The sequence below is a fragment of the Amycolatopsis sp. NPDC059027 genome (assembly GCF_042739735.1).
Classification (GTDB): domain Bacteria; phylum Actinomycetota; class Actinomycetes; order Mycobacteriales; family Pseudonocardiaceae; genus Amycolatopsis.
Genome location: NZ_JBHYIK010000164.1, coordinates 1 through 2,448 on the forward strand (window position 1 = coordinate 1; position 2,448 = coordinate 2,448).

At 63.1% G+C, this 2,448-nt stretch carries 1 protein-coding gene; it reads left to right on the top strand.

Annotated features, from left to right (window positions below; genetic code table 11):
* Positions 1 to 16 precede the first annotated feature (16 nt).
* Positions 17 to 2,448: hypothetical protein (locus tag ACFWY9_RS44860; protein ID WP_378341767.1), on the top strand; the 2,432-nt coding region annotated here is incomplete at its 3' end.

A 2,448-nucleotide genomic window follows, 5' to 3' on the forward strand; every position in this document is an offset into this window, starting at 1 on the left:
GGATGTGCATAGGGGTGTGGTTCCGGAGATCGGGCCGCACAATGTGCATGGCTACATTCCGCTGGCGGATTTGGGTTCGACGCCGATGGACGGCGAGCCGCTGAACCCGGACCTCGAGGTCGGGGCACCCGGTCGCGGCTTGGTCAATCGAATGCTGGGGCGCCACCGGAATTCCGCCGAAACTTCTGCACCGGGGTCTCGGGCCGGGGCTTCCCGTGAGCAGGCACAGCCTCAGGTCGAGGCGGCTATTAAGCAGTTAGTAGCCGCTCTCATTCCTATTGTCCGTCGCGCTGCGGAGAACGACGCACCCCTCCCCCTCAACTTGCTTGCCGACGAGGGGCTGGATGGCGTGCCAGCGAATCTCAGGCGGGAGACAGCCCGGAAAGCGATCAGCGCTGCGATTGTCGCCACGGTGCGGGAGCGCGCAAGCGTCTACCCGGACCAGCCTCCCTTCACCGCGGCCGAACTCGCCCGGGATTTCGCAGTCATGGAGGTGGTGGCCGAGTACGAGATCAAGGCCGCTGCGATGGCCGAGATCAGTACGACGGACGGTCCCCACAGCCCCGAGAACCTGGGCAGGCGATACGGCAAAAGCCGGAGGTGGGCATCCGATCTGATCGGTGAGCAGGTGCGCGCGGACGCGGAGAGCGGCCGGTTCACCACTGCCCAGATGGCCGAGCGGCACGGCATCAGCGCCAAGACGGTCGAGTTCCATCTCCGTCCCGAAAATGCTCCGGATCACCTCGCGGCTGTACGAGCCGTGCGCAACCGGATTCTCACGCTAGGCGTTGGCAGGACCGGGGACCTGTCTTTAGGCCAAGATCCGCACCTTCGCGAGTCTTTAGGCCAAGATTCGCACCTTCGCGAGGTGATGGCACGAACTGGTCTTTCGCGCGAGCGGGCACTTTTCGATGTGGGGGCGGTCCTGGTCGACGCTCTGGTGAGTGGGCGGGTCCCGAGTGAGGTCTCGGTCGACGCAATCGTCAAAGACGTGGGGATCGACGCCGGGGAAGTCGGCGTCCTGATCGACACCGCTGCGGAGCTGACGGCCATGGACTGGCCGAAGCACGTCGATCCGATCACACCGGACGTTCTCGGCAAGATGTACGGAAAGGATTCGGATTGGGGGATCAAGCGGATCGAGACCGCGATCGTCGGTTTTATGCTTCGCGAGGGTGCCGCCGGGCGGAGGCACTTGGGGGTGCACCTCCACTCGGGGCTGGGAGGACAGTTTGGTGCGGTGCCTCCCGAGCGGGTGTCGGAGTTGGTGGCGGAGGCCGTGCGGGCTGATGTGCTGGCCGGGGTTGGTCGTGGGGAGCCGTTTACGGTTGCGGAGCTTGCGGCGAAGTATGGGATGACTGAGGCGTGGTGTGCTGATCAGCTTTCGGTGGTGATGCAGGATCTGGTGCGTGGTGGGTCGCCGCGTGGTGTTGAGGGGCTTGCGGTGGAGTTCGGTGTTGATGTTGCTGTGGCTGAGGAGGCTGTGGTGGCTGTGGTGTTGGGGGAGGTGTGGGCGGCGCGTGGTCGTGGGGAGTTGGTTGATGTGGCGTCGGTGGCCCGGCGGTATGGGGTCGGTCTTGAGGTGGTGGATCGACGTATTGATGCCGTTATGCGGGCGGACGTGCGGGACGCGGCGATCCGGCGCGACCCTTACACGGTCGCCCGATTGGCCGCGAAGTATGGAGTGGACGAGTCCCGGGCTCTCGCACAGATCGAGCTGGTCGCAATCGGGTACCTGCAGGATTCCGCCAAAGACCTTTGGATGGAATACCGGATCAAAAATTGGCTGAGCAGGTCCGCTCTGGCTGACGACGAGGTGGTCGAACGATTCGGGCAGACCCTTGGCTGGGCCCGCCGTATGAAGCACAAAGCGGCCATTCTCGGAACTAGCCGGATGTACCCCGCTAAATCAATGAGCCTCTATTTCGGAATTGACACGCGCATAGCTGAGCTGTTGGAAGGTGCGCCTAGAAATCGCCTCACTACAGCACGAGTGGAGGCTTGGGATGCGCTGGGGCAGGGTGAGTGGACTTCGCCGGAAAAGCTGGCTGAGCGGTACGGCATCGACCTGGAGGATGCCAGGGATCAGGTGGCTCGGGTTGCCCGGGAGTATTTGCGTGAGATGCGGGATAGTGTGGAGCTTCCGTTTGAGCCTGGGCCCCACAATCCCGAGGTTCCGGCGACTGGATCCTTCCAGCTGGGGCGGGTTGTGCTTGATTCGGATACTGCGGAGGATTTGGTTGCGCGGCTTGGTATCGGTGACGGGGATGCTGAGGCGTTGGACACTGATACGGAATCTGTTCTGGACGACGAGGACTTTGCTAAGAAGTTGGTCCGTGATGTGCGGAATGAACCGCTGGACGCTGATACGGAATTTGTTCTGGATGGGCAGGACTATATTGCGAACCTTGAGGAGGGCCGCGTAGGTTTGGCGGCGCGGTTGGCTGG